Annotated in this window: 18 protein-coding genes; 16 read left to right on the top strand and 2 right to left on the bottom strand. The window is 33.5% G+C overall.

Going from position 1 to position 21,284, the window contains the following annotated elements; translation table 11 throughout:
* The first annotated feature begins 2 nt into the window (after nucleotides 1-2).
* The 13 genes from DYQ05_RS03080 to DYQ05_RS03025 all read left to right on the top strand — a co-directional run bounded on the left by DYQ05_RS03080 (nucleotide 3) and on the right by DYQ05_RS03025 (nucleotide 14,669).
* A complete protein-coding gene (locus DYQ05_RS03080; protein ID WP_020964443.1) occupies nucleotides 3-1,064 on the top strand; it encodes a DNA adenine methylase in 1,062 nt (353 codons plus the stop codon).
* A gap of 8 nt (nucleotides 1,065-1,072) precedes the next feature.
* Nucleotides 1,073-2,461, top strand: a complete 1,389-nt coding sequence (locus DYQ05_RS03075) for a hypothetical protein (RefSeq protein WP_024465938.1) — start codon at nucleotides 1,073-1,075, stop codon at nucleotides 2,459-2,461.
* Nucleotide 2,462: 1 nt separating this feature from the next.
* On the top strand, nucleotides 2,463-3,596 hold the full coding sequence (locus DYQ05_RS03070; RefSeq protein WP_020964440.1) for a DNA methyltransferase: 1,134 nt from the start codon (nucleotides 2,463-2,465) through the stop codon (nucleotides 3,594-3,596).
* A gap of 200 nt (nucleotides 3,597-3,796) precedes the next feature.
* Entirely contained in the window at nucleotides 3,797-4,126 is a 330-nt protein-coding gene (locus tag DYQ05_RS03065) for a class I SAM-dependent methyltransferase (RefSeq protein ID WP_051150647.1), read from the top strand.
* 107 nt (nucleotides 4,127-4,233) lie between these two features.
* On the top strand, nucleotides 4,234-5,274 hold the full coding sequence (locus tag DYQ05_RS03060; RefSeq protein ID WP_024465940.1) for a hypothetical protein: 1,041 nt from the start codon (nucleotides 4,234-4,236) through the stop codon (nucleotides 5,272-5,274).
* 301 nt (nucleotides 5,275-5,575) lie between these two features.
* The gene (locus DYQ05_RS13595) at nucleotides 5,576-5,782 is read left to right on the top strand and encodes a hypothetical protein (RefSeq protein ID WP_029408995.1); all 207 of its coding nucleotides are present in this window, start codon (nucleotides 5,576-5,578) and stop codon (nucleotides 5,780-5,782) included.
* Nucleotides 5,783-7,345, top strand: coding sequence for a DUF2075 domain-containing protein (locus DYQ05_RS13590; RefSeq protein ID WP_338065479.1), 1,563 nt, complete (start codon nucleotides 5,783-5,785; stop codon nucleotides 7,343-7,345).
* Between the two features lie 54 nt (nucleotides 7,346-7,399).
* Nucleotides 7,400-7,912 (top strand): hypothetical protein, encoded by a 513-nt coding sequence (locus tag DYQ05_RS03050; RefSeq protein WP_020964437.1) that lies wholly within the window; start codon nucleotides 7,400-7,402, stop codon nucleotides 7,910-7,912.
* 375 nt (nucleotides 7,913-8,287) lie between these two features.
* Nucleotides 8,288-9,967: an ATP-binding cassette domain-containing protein gene (locus tag DYQ05_RS03045; protein WP_020964436.1), complete on the top strand. Its 1,680-nt coding sequence runs from the start codon at nucleotides 8,288-8,290 to the stop codon at nucleotides 9,965-9,967.
* An 8-nt stretch (nucleotides 9,968-9,975) separates the two neighbouring features.
* Nucleotides 9,976-11,538, top strand: a complete 1,563-nt coding sequence (locus DYQ05_RS03040; RefSeq protein WP_020964435.1) for an ATP-binding cassette domain-containing protein — start codon at nucleotides 9,976-9,978, stop codon at nucleotides 11,536-11,538.
* Nucleotides 11,539-12,044: 506 nt separating this feature from the next.
* Nucleotides 12,045-12,362 (top strand): hypothetical protein, encoded by a 318-nt coding sequence (locus DYQ05_RS03035; protein WP_024465893.1) that lies wholly within the window; start codon nucleotides 12,045-12,047, stop codon nucleotides 12,360-12,362.
* A gap of 421 nt (nucleotides 12,363-12,783) precedes the next feature.
* The gene (locus DYQ05_RS03030) at nucleotides 12,784-13,983 is read left to right on the top strand and encodes a THUMP domain-containing class I SAM-dependent RNA methyltransferase (RefSeq protein ID WP_206183811.1); all 1,200 of its coding nucleotides are present in this window, start codon (nucleotides 12,784-12,786) and stop codon (nucleotides 13,981-13,983) included.
* 164 nt (nucleotides 13,984-14,147) lie between these two features.
* Nucleotides 14,148-14,669: a hypothetical protein gene (locus tag DYQ05_RS03025; protein ID WP_024468644.1), complete on the top strand. Its 522-nt coding sequence runs from the start codon at nucleotides 14,148-14,150 to the stop codon at nucleotides 14,667-14,669.
* Between the two features lie 65 nt (nucleotides 14,670-14,734).
* On the opposite strand, the gene DYQ05_RS14285 is transcribed toward DYQ05_RS03025, so the two are convergent.
* Nucleotides 14,735-14,869: a hypothetical protein gene (locus DYQ05_RS14285; protein WP_290121752.1), complete on the bottom strand. Its 135-nt coding sequence runs from the start codon at nucleotides 14,867-14,869 to the stop codon at nucleotides 14,735-14,737.
* A gap of 17 nt (nucleotides 14,870-14,886) precedes the next feature.
* Complete coding sequence (locus DYQ05_RS13585; protein ID WP_252723491.1) at nucleotides 14,887-15,072, bottom strand: helix-turn-helix domain-containing protein; 186 nt, start codon at nucleotides 15,070-15,072, stop codon at nucleotides 14,887-14,889.
* Between the two features lie 302 nt (nucleotides 15,073-15,374).
* Between DYQ05_RS13585 and DYQ05_RS03015 the strand changes: the two genes are divergently transcribed.
* Genes DYQ05_RS03015 through DYQ05_RS03005 form a run of 3 tightly spaced genes read left to right on the top strand, consistent with a single transcriptional unit; the run spans nucleotide 15,375 to nucleotide 21,257 of the window.
* Nucleotides 15,375-16,313, top strand: a complete 939-nt coding sequence (locus tag DYQ05_RS03015; RefSeq protein ID WP_020964429.1) for a tetratricopeptide repeat protein — start codon at nucleotides 15,375-15,377, stop codon at nucleotides 16,311-16,313.
* Between the two features lie 15 nt (nucleotides 16,314-16,328).
* Nucleotides 16,329-19,034, top strand: a complete 2,706-nt coding sequence (gene greA / locus DYQ05_RS03010; protein ID WP_206183810.1) for a transcription elongation factor GreA — start codon at nucleotides 16,329-16,331, stop codon at nucleotides 19,032-19,034.
* 36 nt (nucleotides 19,035-19,070) lie between these two features.
* A complete protein-coding gene (locus DYQ05_RS03005; RefSeq protein WP_206183809.1) occupies nucleotides 19,071-21,257 on the top strand; it encodes a VWA domain-containing protein in 2,187 nt (728 codons plus the stop codon).
* Nucleotides 21,258-21,284 lie beyond the last annotated feature (27 nt).

Here is a 21,284-nt window from a genome sequence, read left to right as displayed (position 1 = left end):
AAATGCGATACATTGGAAATAAAGAAAACATATTGGAAAATATTTACACAATTCTCCAAGCCAATAATGTAACTGGTGAAACTTTCTTTGATTTTTTTGCAGGAACAACAAATGTAGGTCATTTTTTTAAATTAAAAGGCTTGCAGGTTTCTTCTTCTGATATTTTGTATTTGTCTTATTGCTTGCAAAAAGCCTATATTGAAAATAACGAAGAACCAAAATTTGAAAACTTAATAAAAAATCTCCCTAAGCAAGATTCTGAAAGTTTATTTCAAAGTTCATTAGAAATTGTTGCAAATTATCTTAATTCTCTTGAAGGTGTAGAAGGTTTTATTTATAAAAATTATACGCCATCAGGTACAAAAGAACTTCCTCAACCACGTATGTACTTTATAGATGAAAACGGTAAAAAAATTGATGCAATTCGTCAGCAAATTGAAAACTGGAAAAATAAAAATTTGATTTCTGAAAACGAGTATTTTATTTTGCTTGCTTGTCTAATAGAAACAATCGGTTTTTATTCAAATATTGCAGGAGTTTATGCGGCGTTTCATAAACACTGGGATTTTAGAGCTTTAAGGCCATTGGAATTGAGAACAATTCAATTTGTAAATAATGGAAAAGAAAATATAGTCTATAATGACGACAGTATGAACCTTTTGGATAAAATCGATGTAGACATTTTATATCTTGACCCACCATACAACGAGCGGCAGTATGCTCCAAACTATCATATTTTAGAAACAATCGCAAAATATGACGAACCAAAATTGCGTGGTGTTACAGGAATGAGAGATTATTCTTCTCAAAAATCAAGATTTTGTAATCCTACAACCGCTTTAGAAGATTTAGATAAAATTGTAAAAGAAGCGAAGTATAAATTTCTTGTATTAAGTTACAATTCAGAAGGAATAATGCCGTCAGAAAAAATAATAAAAACTCTGAGCCGGTATGGAAATGTAAAATTAGAGCAATTTGAGTATGCAAGATTTAAGAGTAATAACAATGGTCTTGCTCGGACAAAAAAAACAGTTTTTGAACAATTATATATACTAAAAAAATAGATGTAAAAATGAATTTGTGGATTTTGACAGAAGAAAGACCTAAGAAAGATGTTTTGAAAATGATTTTTGAATACTTCGCAAAAGACCGGAATTGTGGATTCTTTGGAGATTCAATTCGTATAATTCCTCTTTTGAACAAAGATAAAATATTTTCATTTACATATGAAGTTATTGGCTTCAAATGTGCCAAAGTTGACAAAGTTTACATAAAAACAGTTTCTGGAAGTTCAAGTTTTACGGATTTCCTCGTTTTCTATCAGAACAATTTACCGACAGTAAAAGATACTCCGCTTTACGCAATCGAAGAAACAAAAACTGACGACAAAGAAAGCCGTAATACAGGCGTTTATCAACGATGCTCAAAGTTTGTTTTTATTCAGAATTACTACCCAAAAACAAAATTGATAATGCTTTATGCTTTGCAAGTCGGACAAAAAGACAAGCCAACTGAAACTTACATTTTTGGAACACGCTTGCTTCTAACACTTGGCGTAGAAATCTTAGGAAAGAAACTTGAACCTAAAATTTTTAAGCCATTTACTTCAATTGAAGAACTCAGAATTGCAAAAGCTGCTATGCGACCTGCCCCAAAAGGAAATATTCCTATAGCCATAAATATTGCAGATGAGGACCGGATTCAAGTTTCGGGTCGATTATATAAAAGTGGTGGGCTTTCTCACGACCCGAATATTGGAGCTTTGAGTATTATTTCTGCTGTCATCAGAAAACTTGGATTTAAAGGAAAAATTGAAATCATTATGCACGGACTTGAGCAAAAACATGTTGGAAAAACAAACAAATTTGTTCAGATTGCAAATGTTCTTGGAATAGAATTGGAAGGTTTAGGACTCCCAAAGGCAACTTTACCGGAAGATTATTGGCATTATGAAACAAAAGGAGAAAAACTCGGAACAATTTTTATTCATTTGGTTGTAGAGAATTTTACTGAAAGTTATTCCATTTTTGAAAATCATGCAGGTTGTGAAAAAGGATATTTCGTAACAAAAAACGGTGAACATCTTGCACTTGAAAAATATGCAGACCGAGATGCGTATAAAGCCGGCGATAAAAATCAGATTATTTTTATTCCTGATTTAGTCTTGCTTGATATTTCAGAAACAGAAGTTATCACAATCGAAGGCAAAAAATATGAGCTCAAGCGGAACGGAATCGACGAACTGAATAATTATGACACATTCGACGAAAGATATTTGAAAGTCTACTATCCTGAATTTAAGATTGTCAGAACAGTTGTCCTTTATGGCAGTAAAAATGAACAAATTGCCGAAATCGAAGTAGGATTTTTGCTTAACGAAAACGGCAAACTCGTTCTTGGTATAAAAGCTCCTAAACTTTTTAAACGTGCAATTTCAAATCTTTTAGATTATTGGAATTAATATGGCTAGTAAAAAGAGTTTTATTGATTTAGAAAAAGTAAGAGCGGAACTTCAAAAATATGGAGTTGAGAATATTGATTCTGTGATTGAGAAAATTGAAAAACAAGTAAAAACTTCTCTTAATTCATACAAAGAAAAGAATAAAATTGCCCGCGAACAATACAAAGAGGCAGTTCCATTTTTAGAAATTTATAAATCAACTGAAGGATTAAATCTTCCAAATTGGGTTTTAGAAAAAATTGACGAAGCTCGCATTTTGGGGAATTCTAAACAGATGATAATTTTTCCAGACGGAGAAAAATATCAAATTAACAATCCTTTGAACAATCTCTCTGGTGGTGAATGGCTTGATTTTACAACTTCTGTTTTTTCAACTTTCTACACAACTAATGGTAAAGATTCTTATGCACACGAAATAAGAAAACTTCATCCAACGCCTAAACCTCCTCAGCTGATGAAAGAAATAATAGAGTTTTTTACAAAAGAAAATGAAATTGTCTTTGATTATTTTATGGGCGTTGGCGGTTCTCTGCTAGGAGCAGGACTTTCTAATCGGCGTGCTGTTGGAATTGATTTGAATCAAAAATATATCGACGCTTATAAGTTAGCTGCAAAAGAAATAGGCGTAAAAGAGTTTAAAACAATTTGCGGAGACTGCATAGAAGTTTTAAGTAATGAAAATCAAATGAAAAATCTTTTTGCTGGAGAAAAAATCAGTCTTGTTTTGCTTGATCCACCTTATGCAAATATGATGAGTAAAGAAAAAACCGGAGCAGACATCAATGTTTATGGGAATATTGCAACTCCCTTTACCGACGATAAAAGAGATTTTGGAAATCTATCTGTAGATGAATTTTATGATTCGTTAAAAAAATCAGTAGAACTTGTTTTGCCGTATATAAAAAAGCATGGCTATATTGTAGTATTTGTAAAAGACTTGCAACCGGTAAAAAAAGAAACAAATTTACTTCATGCAAACATCATTCAGAAAATAAATGAAATTCAAAATGTAAATTACAAAGGATTAAAAATCTGGTCTGACCGTTCTGCAAAATTATTTCCTTACGGTTATCCGTTTTCATTTGTTGCAAATCAAATACATCAGTATATAATGGTATTTAGAAAAGAAAAATAAAGCATAACAATATTTTCAAAGCCGACAACACGGTCAAGCTGTGTTGCGGTTTAAAACAATGTTAGGACTACGCTCTAATGTGCGTGAATGGAGAAAAAATGAATAAAATTGAATTACGAAAAAGTCTTGAATATGAACTTAATCAGCATTTTAGTGGATAGTATTTTTCATATCTTGACGGTTGCGTAGAATATTTACCATTGCCATGGAATTATACAGAATTATTAAGGGCATATTTTAAAAATGCAAGTATATGTCTTGATATGGGTACAGGGGGAGGCGAATTTATCGATTCCTTCGAAAAATTACCTCCGCAAATGTATGTTACAGAAGGATATGCACCAAATATTGAAATAGCAAAGAATAGATTAAGTAAAAAAGGTATAACTGTAAAAGTAATAGCTGATGATAATAAATTACCATTTAAAGAAAACACCTTTGACTTAGTGGTAAATAAACATGAATCATCCTCAGTATTAGAATTATCGCGAATAATGAAGCCGAATGGGCAAAACCGCAAAAAAGCTTAAGCAAATGCTATTATGAATAACTATCGATGAAAAACTTTAAAGGGTATTTGATTATAACCTTGTTTAAAATAAAGTTATATATTTTAATAATACAAAGGAGTAAAAACATGAGTGCTGATTTTGCTGTGTATCCATGCAATGAGATAAATTTTTCATTTGGTGATTTATTAGCAGAGTTTAAAAAAAATATAAAAGATTTTTTCTTAAAAAATGATATACATATTGACTTTAATGTTTATGCAGGAATTTATAATAACAAAACGGAACATGAAGAATTAATTACTGATAGCACCCCCTTCAGAGCTCCTGAAGAAAATGAAACAATGTGGATTGGTTATGAATTTATTGTTTGTGGAGAAAAAATTACAGATTTTACACATGTTGATTTTTATCCATTCGATGATGATAGATGTATAACATCAGACTATGTGTTTGATGATAAACAGGCTATGATTCCTGATATTGAAGAACGTATGCCGTATATTATAAATGCTCATGGTTTCTGGAACTTTAACGGGCGTGCTTGGCCTGCTTACGGTTTTGCAGCCGCTTCATTGGCAAAGCTAACGGATGGTATTATTTTTTCAGATACCGGTGCATGGGATTATTCAAAATTTCCATGCTTTGCGGATGATTTTTTAAAATTTTATTATAATATTAGTGATTCTTCAAATTCAGACTATGATATTATGGAGACAAAATGGTATCTTAAAAAAATCAAAACCTACGACTATGTTATTAATGGAAGAATAAAAACATATCCAAATGTAAAATATGCTTTCTACAACTTGTATGTAGTAAAACTGTTTTTAGATTTTCACTATGATATAAACCCCTGTCCATATGATTCTTACTCATATACTAAATATATAGAAATTAATGGAGATAAAACATTATTATATTTTTTAAATGGAGATACACCGATAAAAATAGACAGTACAATCGACACCGTGAATAAAACCAAAAACATTCGGGGCATGTGCTTTGTTGATAGTCAGTCTCTTATTTTTAATGAAAAACATTATGAGAAATATGCAAAACGCATAAAACTGAAGTTATACACACTATCCAAGGGGGCAAAAAAATATAAACGAAATTTACAAACAGTTTATTTCGTTTCAGGAGATGAGGTTTTGGTTTTTAAGTAAAATTCATATTCTTTGAGAGATTATGATATTTACAATGCAATAATTACCTCATTTTAAGATACGATTGTTGCACTTATTTTTCCAACAAAATAGGAGATATTATGAAGAGATGTTATTACTGTGATTCAATTGATAGTTTTATAAATAAATATAAAGAAGAAATTTTGGGTGAAATAGTTAAAACAACGAGTTTCCATTAGGTGATCAACAAAAATTATCTTGGATTACTCAAATAGAGTTATTGCATAAGCTTCTTGCTAATATTCGAGGCAGCATATTATTTGAATTTAGTATTCCCAGAATGGGAAGGCGTGTTGATTGCATAATACTTTCTTATGGGTGTATTTTTGTCATTGAATTCAAAGTAGGTTCAGAGGTCTTTCATAATAGCGGAATTGATCAGGTTGTTGATTATGCTCTTGACTTAAAAAACTTTCATGAAGGAAGTCATAGAAGAAAAATAATTCCTATTTTAATAGCAACAGAAGCAAAAAAGTGTAAATTATAAATTAAGTTTGATAAGGATTTTGTTGCAAATTCTATTTGTTTACAACCGGAAAAGCTACCGGCGGTAATAACGTTAGTCGGAAAAAAATATTCAGAAGTAGAAATATCATTAGAGGATTGGGTTAATGCTCAGTATAAGCCTACTCCTACAATAATTGAGGCTGCACAAGCCCTTTACCAAGGTCATAAGGTTGAAGAAATATCCAGATCGGATTCGGGAGCAATTAACCTTTCAAAAACTGCAAATGCGATACATCAAATAATTCAAAACGCGAAATCTTCTAATTCAAAAGCTATTTGTTTTTTGACAGGAGTTCCAGGTGCTGGAAAAACTCTTGCCGGGTTAAATTTAGCAAATAGCTGGCATAACAGTGATGAAACAGACCATGCGGTTTTTCTTTCAGGAAATGGTCCGTTAGTTGATGTGTTAAGAGAAGCTCTAGCACGAAATGAGGTGAGTACTTCAAAAACGAAAGGGGAAAAAATAAAAAAAACGGCGATTCTTTCAAAGACAAAAGCATTTATTCAGAATATTCATCATTTCAGAGATGACGCAATTGAATCGACCAATCCTCCAATTGAAAAAATTGTAGTTTTTGATGAAGCTCAAAGGGCATGGACTCTTGAGCAAACATCAAAGTTTATGAAAACTAAAAAGGGAAAAGCTCATTTTAACCAATCTGAACCAGAGTTCTTGATAGGCGTAATGAATCGACATAAAGGTTGGGCTGTTATTATTTGCTTAATTGGTGGTGGACAAGAAATAAATACTGGAGAAGCAGGCATTCAAGAATGGCTTAGAGCTATCTCAAAATCATATAGTAATTGGGATGTATATGTATCAAATAAATTAACAGACAGTGAATATACACAGGGTAATGACATATTATGTAATATTACATCAAACAAGCTATATATCAATAATGATCTTCATTTATCAGTCTCGATTCGATCATTTAGATCTGAAAAAGTAGCAGCATTTGTTAAAAGCATGTTAGATAACGATTATGCAATGTCACAAAAACATTATGAAACTATATCAAAAACATATCCATTTGTAATGAGTAGAAATATTAATGCTGCAAAGCGATGGATAAAAAAACAAGCAAGAGGAACAGAAAGATATGGTATCGTAGCTAGTTCCGGTGCAGTAAGGCTAAAACCAATCGGTTATAATGTAAGGGCTTCAATTAATCCAGTTTATTGGTTTTTGAACCCAAAAGATGATGTTCGTTCTTCATTTTACCTAGAAGATGTTGCTACTGAATTTGATGTGCAAGGATTGGAACTTGATTGGGTCTGCCTTATCTGGGATGCTGATTTAAGATATATGGCTGGAGATTGGGAACTAAAACATTTCAAAGGTAGTTCATGGCAAGAAGTGAATAGTACAGAAGCAAGACAATATTTAAAAAATGCATATAGAGTACTACTTACACGGGCAAGACAAGGTATTATCATTGTAATTCCTGAAGGAGATGATGAAGACTATACACGACTGTCATCATTCTATGATGGAACATATGAATATTTTAAGAAAATTGGAATACAAGAAATCACCTAACACCCGCTTCAACGCTGACATTGCGGGACAAGCCCGCAAAAGCAGGCTAAGCGAATGTTAAGTGGACTGTCCGGTTGGCAGCAAAAGGAAGAATTTGTGAAAGTAAAAATAATGTTATTCTTTTTTATATTTTCTATTACTCTTATTTCTTGTAAAGAAAAATCTGCAAATGATTTATTTGAAAGTTTCGTGCAGAAAACATCTAATGAAAAATATATTATATTAAAAACAGCTGATTTAACCCCTACAGAATCACTAGACGGTGATTACTTAAAAATAATAGAAAATCATGATAATACAACTTATTTACTTGAAAAAGTCAAATCAATAAAAGAAACAAAATATTGTATTCCCAATTTGGTTTGTCCGATGACAGAGGGTGATATTGCTATTTGTATGCTCATCGACATGTATCAAATGTTCGATGCTTATTTTGATACTGTAATGTATGAAAATATACAAAGGAAAACAGATAGTGCTAAAGATTTTTGGAATTATATTCATATATCGGAAGATAATAGAAATGAAATTATAAAAAAAATTTGGCTTCTATTAGACCTTATTTAAATAATTCGATATTGTATAATGATATTGATATACTTCCATATATTGGGAGTTCGTCCTTTTTTTCGCATGACGGTTATATTGAGCAGGCAATTATTCATGACAGATTTATGTTGGAGGTTGATCCGGAAAATCCTTTTTTTTATGCAAAATTTTTATTACATATTTGTATGTTAAAAGAATATAATTCTGAATACAAAAGGGTGTTGAATGCTTTGTGTTCATTATTAGATTGTTCACAAACAGACTCTTACTATGAGTTGTTAATAAATATTTCAAACAGGAAAAAGAGGTATAGATCAAAATTGCTTAATCTGTTTATCGATCAATCGAAGAAAGAAATTAATAAATTCTATACGAAAGGGCCAAGGTAAGTCTATGAAAAAGAATTATTCGTCTGATATTTTTAAGTTAAATAAGTATTTTTTACTTCTTTTAATTTTATTTGGTTGTGTAAATTTTTATTTTACGATTGTTTCTTCGAATATGATTTCAAAAATTGCGACTGAGGCAAGTTTAGGGAATCTGAAATTTTTGGAAGTTTTAAAAACAGCAGGCCTGATCTTAACTTTTTTTATATTTCAAATAGTTTTTAAGCTAATGTTGAGCTCGCGGTTTTTTAAAAAATCTGCACTGAAAATGCAAAATAAAATTATACAAAAATATTTTAGTTTGCCGTTTTCATTTTTTTATGAACACAACGCAGGGGATATTGTCTCATCAATTTATCAGTTTTCTGCTAGTTCCATATCTCATACGATTGCTTTTTTTGAAAATGTATCGCAAAGCTTATTAACTGCAATTATTCTTGCTTTTCTTTTTTATAAAAATTTTTGGCTCACACTGCTATTCCTAGTTTTTTCAATACCTTCAATCATTGTTCATCTTGTATATTTAAAAAAAATACAAAATATAAAAAGAAATGTAAATCAACTTTTTCCAAAAACTTTTAGAGAGTTAAAGGATGTTTTAACGGGAGCGTTGGATATATCTACAAATAACATTTTTCCATTTTTTCAAAATAAATTTAAAACTGATTTTGATAATTTAACAATGAATGGTTTATATGCGGTTTCAAAAACTCAAAGATTACAACAACTTGTATTCGTAAATTCTCAACGCATTATTCCGCTGCTTGCTATATTAGTTTATAGCTGTTTTAATAATGCAACAGATTCAAGTTTTTTTATTAGTTTTTATTTTTTAACACTTATGATACCAAATCTGTATAATCTTTTTTTGCTAAAGCAGATTTATAGAAATATAAAAATTGCTCAAGAGCCTCTTCAAGAGCTTTTTGAAATGCCTGATGAACAAACCGGAAATACAAAATTTGAAATATTTAAGTACAAACTTACTGATTTTTCAGTTACGCTTAGAGAAAAGACATTGATTAATAAATTCAACTTAAATATACATGGTGGAGAAAAAGTGTTAATCATTGGAGGAAGCGGTACCGGCAAGTCTGTTTTATTAAATGCACTTATGGGTGTTGATTACCCGTGTACAGGCTCGCTGACAATCGGCGGTGTAGACATGGCGGCTGTTGACTTACAGGCAATGAGAAAACGCACCGGATATTGTGATGTAAAAGGTTATGTTATAAAAGGTTCTATTTTAGAAAACCTTCAATTCAATAATTCTCTTTCTGAAACTGAAATTAAAGGCCAATTGGAAAAAATGGGGATTTTAAAGTATATGCCGCGGCTTGCAGATTTAAATAGTGTAATTAGCTCTGATGAAGTTTCTGATGGTGAATGCGAAGTGATTTCTATTTTACGCTGTGTGTTTGCACAACCACAAGTTCTATTTTTAGATGAAGCAACTTCCGGAATGACTGCGGAAATTGAAAAAATTATTCTAACATTTGCAGGGCAAACGGTAAAAGCAATTATTGCAATAAGTCATAACTATACAACGACAAAATATTTTAATAGGCTTATTTATTTAAAGGGAAACACAATTGGGCTTGATATGCCAATGAAACAAGCCTTGAATGCTGATGAGGTAAAAGAATTTTATTCTCACCAAATAGGCAATACAGAAGATGCAAAATAGGAGGGTATATGAAAACAAGCTATATTAAAAAATATAAAAAATTATATTATAATGATAAGAAACTGATTGTGCTGTGTATTTTTGTTCTGCATATTTTATCAGCTATAGTTCTTGCAACAAATGCATTTGTATCGAGAATATTTACTAATCAAAATCAATTTATATATTTAGCATGTACTGCTATTACAATGTTTATATATTCGGCATTGACAATTAGTCTTAATTTATTGGGCGAAAAATATTTAATGTTTCAACCGTTATCAAAAATTATGCAAAAGAGTTTCAAGAAATGTACCAATGATTCTTCGGTAATATTTGGAAACTCACAAGCCGGTGGCGGCATTTTTTCAATTATGAGTTTACCGCAAACTATTATTTCTTTTTATTTTGCAAGGATCAGCCTTTTTTCAGATATGTTAATTTTTATAACGGTATCGACAATTCTTTTTTTGGTTTCTCCGTTTGCGTTATTTTTAGTTGCCATATCAATTGGATTAGACGTGTTTTTATTTATTTCTCGCAAAAAATTTGAAAGCTATAGACAAGAAATTGATGAGAACGGATTGGAGTCACAAATTATAACCCAAGATGTTTTTGATGCAATTGTGTCTGTGAAGCTAAATGCAGCAGATGAGGTTTGTGCGTATCTTATTGATGAAAAAAATAGAAAAGAATTAAATGTCAATGTAAAAATGTCTAACTTGGAAAAAGTAGTTAGCATGATAACTCAGTTAAAGTCATTAATAATGCAAATGCTCGGTGTTCTATTTTTATATTCAGTTTCAGATTATATTTTAATTTCTGATATTGCAAATATTATGTTTGTAAGTTCAATAATATCTTCGGTCTCAAATAATATTATACATGGAATTATTGATATAAAAACTCTTTCATCCAGTGTTAGCCGGCATATTGATTTTTTAAATACAAAAAATAAAGCAGAGTACTCTTTAGAAAAACAACAAATACATGGTAATACAATTTTGGATTTGCAAAATATTCAATATAAAACAGCTGAGAAGACTATCTTTGATAATGCATGTTTAAAAATAGCAAAAGGTGAAAAGGTCGCTATTACAGGTCAAAATGGTTCCGGAAAGTCTACCCTCTTAAAGATAATTGCTCATACATGTCCGGAGCTTGTTACAGCGGTGTGGAGTAAACCTCATCTATTCAATCTTTCTCTAAAAACAAATTTAACATTTAATAAAGATTTTGATATAAATAGAGAAAAGGTTGAAAAGCTTTGTAGTGAATTTGAATTAAACAGTTTTTTTAGTAGTTTGCCAAATGGTTTTGATACAAAAATCGATATGAATCAAATGACCATTTCTGACGGTGAGAATATGCGCTTGGCACTCGTTCGCAGTCTTGTTTATAATTCTGAAGCTCCAATTATTCTCCTGGATGAATTTTCTCGTAGTGTTGATTCTGCAATAGAAACAAAAATCGTCAAACATCTTTTATCATATAAGGACTTGACTGTAATTGCGGTTACAAACAGAACGTCTACAGCTCAGTTGTTTGATAAAATTTATTGTATTGATCAGAATCAGATAAAGGTGTGCTAATACAAATAGAGCTGATGGAATATGCCTTGTTAACTTGCTTTATAGGAAAAGGAGCCGACTTTACTTTATAAAGTTTTCTTTTGTCTTTAATAATCGCCCATTCAAGTATGAGGTGCAACTGTGCTACCACAAAAGACTTCTGCCGGCGTTCTGTAATTCAGTGATTCCCTAGGTCTATTATTAATCAGATCTGTAACTTTGTCAAGCCTGTCATTTTTAATATTTTCAAAAGAAGTTCCTTTATTACATCTTTTATTTATTTTCTTTTTTATAATAAATTAGAAAAATTAAATATTAATGAAAATAAGGGAAAATGTTTTACATTTTGTGTATTTTTTTCTCTTAGAGGCTAATAATTCTTTTATAAATAAAAGAATTAAAAAAATAATAAACTATTACTCAATTTTATCCTGGAATTTTTGATATGACTTCAGTTTTTACTGATCTAACTATAAATGATGGATATAGTTCATTTGGTAAACACTTTATACGGCTTTTAAATAAATTTGCTTCATCAAAAAAAAATTAATTTGAGACAAATATTTTCAGATAATGAAATAGAAATCATAAAAAAGATTTTTATAGCTGAATTTGCAAAATCTTTTCCTATAGGTACTTTAAATTATATACTTATTCATATCGAAAAATTTATTAAAGAAAATAAATCTCTGAATAAAAATAATACTTTGGATTCTTATATGTTTAATCATTATCATGACAGTATCTTATTAACAGATGATGAAGATAGTATTAAAATAATCAAAGAATTTGGCAAAGAACTATATAATTTTTTAATTAACGTAAGAAAGAATAATGTAACCTAACACCAGCTTCAACATGATATTGCTATGCAATGTAAGGTTAAGCAAATGTCTGAAATATTATCCCGCTTTTTTTAAAAAGAAATCAAATCACAACATTCTTCAATCTCTTCCCCAACTTATTCTTTGAACCTCATTATAAACAGGTCGTCCATTGGGTAGTTTTAAATTGACGGTCTGTTTAAACTATATTTCTTTAAACCTTGCAAACTCTCTAATCATATAAATGCTCATTTAAACCGAACTTATATCGTATACTGCTGTAAGTATTCAGGTTAATGAATATTTTACTTTCCAATCTTCTCTACTGTATTCTTATTTTTCAAAAAATACCCCTTCTACCATAATTATTTTAACTTTTTTCTTTTATGTTAAAGCCATGCTTATTTTCAAAGAGGCACTTTTTTAGTATACTGCTTATCTTATGAATGACTTTATAGCCTTATGCGCAGTCGGAGCGGAGCCCGTTTTGACAAATGAATTGAAACTTGCAGGGTTTAAACCTTATAACCGCTTACCGGGAAGAGTATTTTTTACTTCCGTAGAAACGGATATTTTTAAAGCAATGTTTAAAGCAAATTATTTTTTGCGGACGGCGGATAGGATTTTTATGTTGGCAACCGCAGGCAAGGCGGAAAATTTCGATGACCTTTTCAGTATTGTTTTTTCGGTAGATTGGCATAATTATTTCCCTAAAGATGCAAGGGTTATAATTGATAAGGTGCGAACATTTAAATCAAAACTGTCTTCTGAACATGCAGTGCAGTCAATCGTGCATAAGGCCCTTTGCGAAAAGCTTTGTAAAAAATGGAATATGCATGTTCTTCCGGAATCGGGGGAAAAATTTATCGTGCGTATTTATATAGAAAATAACAACGTTTACGTTTGCCTCGATTTATCCGGTGAACCGCTTTACCGCCGCGGATATAGATTAAGCGGGGGTGCCGCTCCTATGCGCGAAACCCTTGCGGCGGTTTTATTACAAATGATGCAGTGGAAGCGGAAAATCCCCTTACATGATGCGTTCTGCGGCTCCGGAACAATACCTATAGAAGCCGCGTGGTACGCTTATAATATTCCTCCGGGAATTGCGCGGCATTTTGCTTTTGAAAAATTTACCTGTTTTGAAGCTGAGAAGTCCGCAAACATCTTAACCGAAGAAAAGGGTAAGGCGGCAGCGGCCGTCAGAACGGATTGTCTTGTAAGAATTACAGGCTCCGATATTTCGGAAGAGGCTGTTTCTCTTTCAAAAGCGAATGCGGAGCGGGCATGTATAATTGCGGGAAGGGAATTAACCGAAGCGGGCATAACTCATCATATTGAACGCCCCGATTTTATTCAGTCCGATTTTATAAATCTTGAAGCTCCTTATGATTTCGGGATACTGTTATCCAATCCGCCCTACGGCGAAAGACTCGGCAGTGAGGAAGAAGCTCTTGAACTGTACACTTCAATGAGCGGAATAGTTGAAAATTTCCCGAAATGGAAATTGGGATTTATTACAAACAAACCGCAATTTGAAAAAATTTTTTGTAAAAAGAATAAGGATGCCGCTTTAAAAAAACATATTTTACGCGGCGGAAATATGGAAACCTGTCTTTATATTTTTAATCCGAAAGAATAATAAAGACCTTGACAGGATTTTAAAAATATTTTATTATTGTATAACAAACTGCCGGATATTTAAGGCCGGCGATAATTCAGACGACTGCCGGATAATTAAAGATAAAAACCGTTTAATGTGTTTTTTACAAATAGACCGGCTGAAATTTTTTTAAGGACTGAATTATGAAAAACACAAACGAACTTATCTATGATGAATTTGTAATTGCCGTATTCGATATTGACCGTTTCGGGCAAATTGCAAAAGGGAAAAATCCGAAAGAAATTTTTGATTTTCTTTATGAATTTAACTCTATTTTTAAAGAAACGGTTTTGCCTGCAAATCCTATTGCAATTATTCCGCAAGGCGATACCGTAATCGCAGCCTTTCCCAAAACCGAAATCGACAATGCGGCGGCTTATCTTTTAAAAGCAAAAACCCTGTGTGAGAATTTTATAAAAGAAAGCGGTTATAGCTGTTCCGTAAGTGCGGCTGTTCACTTCGGAGAAGCCGCAATAGGAAAAGCGTTTAAAAACGGAGCGAATTCTTTTCAAATTTTAGGAAACGAAGTAAATTCCGCCTTTCTTTTATTACGGATTCCTTATTACGGCAGGCTTACTATAAGCCCTGTATTTTTTAGAAAACTGAACGGAGAAAGCCGCAAACTGTTTAAAAAATACACGCCGCCTATAGTATATACGCTTTAGGTAATACTTTTAAAATGACCGGTGAATGAATTAAATTAAAATTTAACTTCTATAAGCGGATATATTTAACGGCGGAGTTTGTCCATATCTATATTTTTTGTATATCGGGCTAAAATATCCTGCATTTCAGTAAGCATTTCCATATGGTTTCCGGCAATTAGCTGAAGGTCGTCTTTTTTGATATCGTCCGTTAAAAACAACTCATAAGGTAAGACTCCTAAAGCGGCGGCTCAGCTTGGTTAAAGTTTTTAGTCTGAAACCCACTTTTTGTTCTGTTTTCAATGGAATTTATAAAAGCAATCGAAACTCCCGCCCTTAGAGCAAGTTCCATTTGCGATATATTTAATTTATTTCTAATCTTTCTTATATTTTTTGCAAGTATTGCGGTAAAATCGTAATTCATAGTTCATATAATAACTGCAAAAATTAAAGATATCAAAAACCCTTCGGCAGAATAAAATCTTCTATAAGTAAATACGGCTTATTTAAATAAAGACCGGTTTAAATAATTGCTTTAAATCCGGATTTTATTATTCGGGCGGCTTTTAAAAACTGCCGTAAATCGGGTAAAAATCGGATATAGGGCGGTATGATACGGCTAAAATTTATCAAATTTCAGCAAATGAATGTATAGTACTTTCCGCTTTATGTCAAGATGTAATTGACTAAAATCGTTTTTTTTGTATAATAATACGAAAGGATAATATGATTGAAAAACCTGTACAAAGCAACTTAAACACTGCATTGAATTTTCTCAAGCAAGGTGAGTTTGACAGCGCTTATACCGAACTTGAGCGGATTTTAAAAAATGATTTGGATAATGCGGATATTGAGTATACTCTTAAGGGTATAAGCTTTTGGGGTGAAAAAATTAAATTGGCGGAACAAATATCTACACCGCTTGAACGCGGAGAGTATATGATTGCAAACTGGAAGCCTTTTTTAAAATTCATGGAAAGACAGGGAGAAAATCGGGAAGCTGTTATATATGCTTTAAAATGTGCCGTGTTTACAATGGCGCTTAAATTTTATGCAGAACTGTTAAGAGAGGAAACCGTTTTGCAGAATGCAGAGCCCTATCTAAGGGTCGGTTTATGTTATAAGGCCTTAGGCGATTATGAGCGCGGGCTTGAATTTTTGAAGTATGCAGCCGAGCTTAATAAAAATTCGGCTTCGGTTCTTGCAGAACTTGCAGATTGTTACGCTCTTTACGGTGAAATGAAATTTTCAAAAGCCTTTTTTCGAGAGGCTTTTTTTATCAATCCTTCCGATATAGAGCTGCAATTTTTAGAATCCGAAATAATTAAACGGCTTATACGAAAAGTTGAAAAACTGGGGTATTCTTCAGAGCTGGTTTCCGAATGGATTCCGGTTTATGGAGTCCTTGACGGAGTGTTCAATGTAAAACGCGAGCTTCGTTCTTATGAATTCGGCCAGTTAAAGCAAAAGATATTTTTGCTGGAAAACGAAGAGCGCGAAAAAACCGGAGAGCAACACGCAAGGCTTGTACCTCGCCTTATAAACAACTATTTTTGGCTTATAGACCATTATGTTAATGTAAATGAAAGTAGGGCGAAAATAGATGATGTACTTTTAAGAATAAAAGTCTTGGATAAAGATATTTATAAACGCTATGTAGGATAGCGATTTGGGGGTGTTATGTCTGATATACAGAAACAACTGACGGAGATGCTCAATGAAGAAAAATGGACAAGAGCAGCTATAGGAAATTACACGACAAAAAATTTTGAAGATCTTTATAAGCTGGTTTCTACAGCCAGAAAGGAAGATGTTGTAAATGAAATAAAAACTATTTGTGATGAACATTTGGCGCACACAAAAAACAGTATAATAGCTCTTTACATTTCCAGTATAATTTCACTTTCCAATCAGCTTTTAGACGACTCTACCGTTGTAAGTTTAATTGAAATTTTCATAGATAATCATAGAGCTCAGATTGTAGAATATCTTTGTAAAAAATTCCTCGAATACGGAGAGTCCAAATTTGCTTTGAGAACTCTTGCGGAATGTTATAAAACTTCAGGAAACGAAGAAATTTACGATATTTGGGAGCGCTTGGTAAAAGCCGATTATGATGAAGCCGATATTGCAAAGCTTTTGGCGGAAAAATATGAAAAAGACGGAAATATTGAAAAATCCGTCGAATACTATAAAAAGGCCCTATACAGATTTATAAACAGAAAACAAATTAGCGGAATAAAAGAGATGTGGTCAAAACTGGCAACTCTTATTCCGGACGAAATAGACTTTTTCTTCAGAATACAGGCTAAAATTTCAGGAGTAATGGATACGGGCAGAAGCTCTATGCTTATGCAGGATATTTATCAGCATTACCGCAAGAATGAAAACTGGAATATCGCCATAGATATTTTAAAGCTAATGCTTTCTTATGATGAAAAAGACAACTGGGCCAGAGACGAAATAGTCGAATGCTTTAGAAACAAATATAAAGACCACAGTCAGCTTGAGGAGTATATTAAAGTTTCAAACTTAACCCAAGCATGGCGCCCCGTTTTCGATGCAATTGCGGACTTTGAAAAACATATTTCCTTTGATACGGGTTGTTTTGTTTTCCATAGAACTTGGGGTGTAGGCAGAATCGCTTCGGTACAAAATGATGAGCTTGTAATCGATTTTGCAAAAAAACGCGGTCATAAAATGAGTCTTAAAATGGGAATAACCGCATTACAGACTCTTGACAGAGAGCATATCTGGGTTTTGAAGTCCACTTTAAATAAAGATTCCCTCGGTAAAAAAATAAAGGCGGAGCCGGAATGGGCATTAAAAGCCGTTATTAAAAGTTTCGATAACAATTGTGATATGAAACGCGTTAAACAAGAGCTTGTTCCGTCATTGCTTACCGCAAGCGAATGGACAAGCTGGAATACAAAAGCCAGAAAGATTTTAAAAGAAAATCCCATATTCGGTATTAACCCGGATAATATAGATTTTTATACCGTACGCGAACGCCCGATTTCGTTGGAAGAAAAACTTTCCAATGAATTTAAAGCTCAGAAAAACTTTTTTGCCCGAATTGAGCTTCTTAACGCTTATGATTCTTCCGAAGTTTGCGATGATGAGTCCGATACTTTCCGCGAAATGTTGGATTATTTTGAGGGCTTTTTAAAAAGTGTAAATCAGGTAAACGAGCAAATTATTTCGGCGTATATTCTTGTACGTGAATTTGCCGCGGATAAATCCTTGGCGGTTCCGGGAAAGGCTTATAACTTTGCCGAACTTTATAGCAGAATCGAAAACGTAACGGAACTTTATTCGGCAATAAAAGACAAGGTTTCGGTTCGGGGGCAGACGATAAGACAAAAATTCTTAAAATATATAAAGAATTTAATTCCGAATTGGGAAAAGGAATATATAAAGCTTTTCCCGTCCGTGCTTGCACCTGAAATTTTACAGGCCCTGATAGAAGAGGGTGCCGTTAATGAGGTTCGGGAACTTGTAAAAGACTGTTTTGAAAACTATCGAATTTACAGAAATGCCGTTATTTGGTTCTTTAAGAATATACAGGAAGAAGAATGGTTTAAAACATTGGGAATTACTTTTGAGCAGCAGCTTATTGTTTTAATTCACATTTTAGATATTACATACCGCGAAATTTCTTCACATAGAAATACTACGGAAAACCGTAAAATTAATCATCAGGTTCATTCGATTTTATTCGATAAAGGAAACCTTTTGGAAAATTTTATCCTTGAAAGCGATGTGGATACCATTACAAGACTTTATACTCTTATCGGAGATATAAAAGACCTTGACCCTATGATTAAAATGAGTATTCGTGCGAGAATTGTGGAAAAACACAAGGATTTTAAATTCTTTGATATTGAAGAAAAAACGGTTACGGCTCACGGTTTGATTGTTACATCGAAGATGTTCGATATTAAAACTAAAGAGCTTATTGAAATACGCGACGTTAAAATTCCTCAGAATTCAAAAGATGTAGGAGCAGCACTCGCTTTAGGCGATTTGCGTGAAAATGCAGAATTTAAGGCTGCGAAAGAGGAACAAAACCGTTTAAACAATGCGCTTGCACGTCTTCAGGACGAGCTGGACAGGGCGCAAGTTTTCGACCCGACAACCGCTACTTCGAAAAAGGTTTATTTCGGCAGTAAAGTGAAAGTGTTAAACAATCTTACCAATACGGAAGAAGAGTATACCATTTTAGGTCCGTGGGAATCGGACCCTTCCAACGGAATTATTTCTTATATGTCTCCCCTGGGCAACGGATTATTTAACAGAAAAAGCGGCGAAGAGTTTGAATTTGAGGTTAACGAGGAAAAACGCAGTTATAAAATTTTGGATATCAGTATTGCAAATTTAAAATAGTGCAATATTATATAAAAGAAAGCAAAAGGAGGTATTATGAAAGTTTTGAAAAAGATATTGTTTTGCTTTTTTTTGGTCATTGCGGCGGCGGATGTATTTGCACAAAATTCACCGCAGGGTAATGCGGACATAGTTATTCTTCTCGATACGTCGGGGACGGTTCTTCAATATTATGAAGAAGTTAACAAACGGGTTTTAAAAGAGATAACCGATAAGTTTGTCCGCAAAGGCGATACCGTTCACGTTTTGTCGTTTAATGCCGATGCCCGTTATGAGATGTCTCAAAAGGTAAATTCCGAAGCGGATTTATCCAGAGTTGTATCCCGTTTTTTGCTTTTGTACCAGCTCGGAAAAAATTCCGATTTTTTAACGGGACTTGCTTATTGTAAGCAATATACTTCAAGTTTATCCGCTTCAAAGGAGCAAATTCTTATAGTTATTTCGGACGGAATTTTTAATCCGCCTGAATCAAGCCCGTATAAGAATTATAGCGGAGAACAAATAAAAAATGAAATCGGGCTTCTTGCGGGAGATATACGCCGCGGCGGCTGGAAGGTTTATTATGTAAAACTTCCGTATCCGGCCGATTCCATAATACGGGATTTGGACGGGGAAGAGTTTTATAATTCTACGGCGGGAGGCTCAAAAAGCGGCTCTCAGGGCGGCAGTTCCGGCTCTTCTCAAAGCGGAAACTTAGGAGGCTCAAGCGGCGGTGCGCAAGGCTCGGGTAATACAGGCCATGCCGGTGCTGCCGGCTCCGTAGGCGGAAGTACTTCCGGCGGAAGCGGCAGCTCGGGAGCCGCGGGCGGTACGGAAAATACCGGAGACTCGGGAAATACGGGAAATACTTCGGATACTGAAACCGGCTCAACAGGCAATTCCGGTGCAGGCGGAACGGAAAGCGGTTCGGGATACGGTGCTGGCGGAACGGAAAGCGGTTCGGGATACGGTACCGGCGGTTCGACCGATAATTCTTCGGCTTCAGGCGGAGATAAAGAGGCTGACGGAGGAAAAACCAAAGAATACACCGATGTTTCAAAAACTTTTACGGATTCTGCGGGAGCTTCCACAAGCGAACTTTCGGAAAACGGTGAATTTTCCATTGAAGATAACGGTAAAAATCTGCCCTCGGTAATTTTTCCTGAAGAACTTAAGTCTTACGGCGGTAATTTGACTTTTCCGCTGGAAATTAAAAATACCTCTGAGGAAGAGATAGAGTTAAAACTTACGGAAATTATTTTGGATAACGGATATGTTTTAAATAAAATCCCCGTAAATACCGAAAAAATTACGATTCAGGCGGGAGAAAAAGCGGTTATAAATGTAAAAGCAAAACTTCCTCAAGATTATTCGGAAGGTAGTTATAACGCTATTATGCGTCTTGAATTTGAAGACGGAAAAAAGGTTTTACCGCAGGCTGCGGAGTTAAAACTTTCCGTTTTCCCTTCCGCTTTTAAACGGATTTTCGGTTCAAACATTCTGTTTATTCTTATTCCGGCATTGCTTTTACTTCTTTTACTGCTGCTTATAATATTCTTTGTTTTACGACGGAGAACTTCAAATCCTGTTGCAAGCGTATTACATAAAACGGGAAGTTCTTCTGCGGTAAATTACGATGAAGAAGATATAAATCATGCAAAGCGTTTAAATGCTTTTACTCAAAATTCCAATATGCAAAGCGGCGGTTTTGAGCAATCCGTTTATTCCGAAAGCAATAAGGAAAGAATTGCGGCTCAAGCTAAAGAAGATGAAATGCTCAGAAAGAAAATTTTATCTTCATCTTTTTCGGCACAGCAGCCCAGAGGTTCTCATATATCTCCTGCAAATCATCTTGAGAAAATTGAAATTAAGAGCAACCAATCGGGAATGACGGAGATTTACGTTTTAAACCAAAACAGATATATCGGAAAACGCAATATTCATATTATGAAGCCCGGAACAAGGCTTTCGGTAGGCGGAGGAAAATCCGATGATTTTTTAATTTTCCTGGTTCCCTTTCCCGCTCATTTGGCTCAAGTACGATATGACGGACAGGATTATCATTTGGCTATTTTAAAGCCCGAATACTTTCCGTATGAAACGTCGAATGTCGTAAATAACTGTGTAGGAAAAACCGTAACAGTTGTTTCCGATAAGGGTTACCACGTATACTTTACCTTTAGAGGGTATGAAGACCCTGCCGTAAAATTAAATTCGCTTTTGACTTCCATTAAATACGAATAGATTTTATTTATACGGAAAGGGTTTAAA

Source organism: Treponema pedis (assembly GCF_017161325.1).
In the GTDB taxonomy this organism is placed as follows: domain Bacteria; phylum Spirochaetota; class Spirochaetia; order Treponematales; family Treponemataceae; genus Treponema_B; species Treponema_B pedis.
Note: the sequence above shows the minus strand (reverse complement) of the source record. Positions and strands in the feature narration are given on the sequence as shown.

Bases quoted from the DNA above. Each gene is read 5' to 3' on its own strand.
- DYQ05_RS03080 (WP_020964443.1), top strand. From the start codon at position 3: ATGCGATACATTGGAAATAAAGAAAACATATTGGAAAATATTTACACA.
- DYQ05_RS03075 (WP_024465938.1), top strand. From the start codon at position 1,073: ATGAATTTGTGGATTTTGACAGAAGAAAGACCTAAGAAAGATGTTTTG.
- DYQ05_RS03070 (WP_020964440.1), top strand. From the start codon at position 2,463: ATGGCTAGTAAAAAGAGTTTTATTGATTTAGAAAAAGTAAGAGCGGAA.
- DYQ05_RS03060 (WP_024465940.1), top strand. From the start codon at position 4,234: ATGAGTGCTGATTTTGCTGTGTATCCATGCAATGAGATAAATTTTTCA.
- DYQ05_RS13595 (WP_029408995.1), top strand. From the start codon at position 5,576: ATGGGAAGGCGTGTTGATTGCATAATACTTTCTTATGGGTGTATTTTT.
- DYQ05_RS03050 (WP_020964437.1), top strand. From the start codon at position 7,400: ATGTTAAGTGGACTGTCCGGTTGGCAGCAAAAGGAAGAATTTGTGAAA.
- DYQ05_RS03045 (WP_020964436.1), top strand. From the start codon at position 8,288: ATGAAAAAGAATTATTCGTCTGATATTTTTAAGTTAAATAAGTATTTT.
- DYQ05_RS03040 (WP_020964435.1), top strand. From the start codon at position 9,976: ATGAAAACAAGCTATATTAAAAAATATAAAAAATTATATTATAATGAT.
- DYQ05_RS03030 (WP_206183811.1), top strand. From the start codon at position 12,784: ATGAATGACTTTATAGCCTTATGCGCAGTCGGAGCGGAGCCCGTTTTG.
- DYQ05_RS03025 (WP_024468644.1), top strand. From the start codon at position 14,148: ATGAAAAACACAAACGAACTTATCTATGATGAATTTGTAATTGCCGTA.
- DYQ05_RS13585 (WP_252723491.1), bottom strand. From the start codon at position 15,072: ATGAATTACGATTTTACCGCAATACTTGCAAAAAATATAAGAAAGATT.
- DYQ05_RS03015 (WP_020964429.1), top strand. From the start codon at position 15,375: ATGATTGAAAAACCTGTACAAAGCAACTTAAACACTGCATTGAATTTT.
- greA (WP_206183810.1), top strand. From the start codon at position 16,329: ATGTCTGATATACAGAAACAACTGACGGAGATGCTCAATGAAGAAAAA.
- DYQ05_RS03005 (WP_206183809.1), top strand. From the start codon at position 19,071: ATGAAAGTTTTGAAAAAGATATTGTTTTGCTTTTTTTTGGTCATTGCG.